The sequence below is a fragment of the Pseudomonas sp. 13B_2.1_Bac1 genome, from assembly GCF_025466155.1.
Lineage (GTDB): Bacteria > Pseudomonadota > Gammaproteobacteria > Pseudomonadales > Pseudomonadaceae > Aquipseudomonas > Aquipseudomonas aylmerensis.
The window spans coordinates 1-295 of the sequence record NZ_JANLOH010000064.1 but is presented as its reverse complement, the minus strand read 5'-3'; the positions used below and the strand labels follow the sequence as shown (position 1 = coordinate 295).

Genomic DNA, 295 nt, shown 5'->3' with positions numbered 1-295 from the left:
GGTGCTGATCAACCTGCTGCTGGCCCTCGCCACCGGTGCGATGGGCGTAGCGATAGGCATGAGCGCCAAGGTCCTGGACGGCATCAAGTCTCGTCGTGCGCGCCAGTGGTTCAAACAGCTGGCCAGGCAATTTGGGAAATCTCGTGTGCAGGGCCATGTCGAAGCGGCCAAACCGTTGTTGCTGGGAAGCGCGGCGACGCCGATCAAGGTGATTCCGGATGTGCCGTTGAAGGCTGGGGATCAGCTGGTTTCCAACCCGGTGCCGGCGGTTCGCGGCAAGACGCAACGGACGGCT

At 63.1% G+C, this 295-nt stretch carries 1 protein-coding gene; it reads left to right on the top strand.

All coding sequences use genetic code 11. The annotated features are described in order from the left end of the window. Nucleotides 1-295, top strand: a 295-nt coding sequence (locus tag NTD80_RS16295; protein WP_262134288.1) for a hypothetical protein, incomplete at both ends; no start/stop codon positions are given.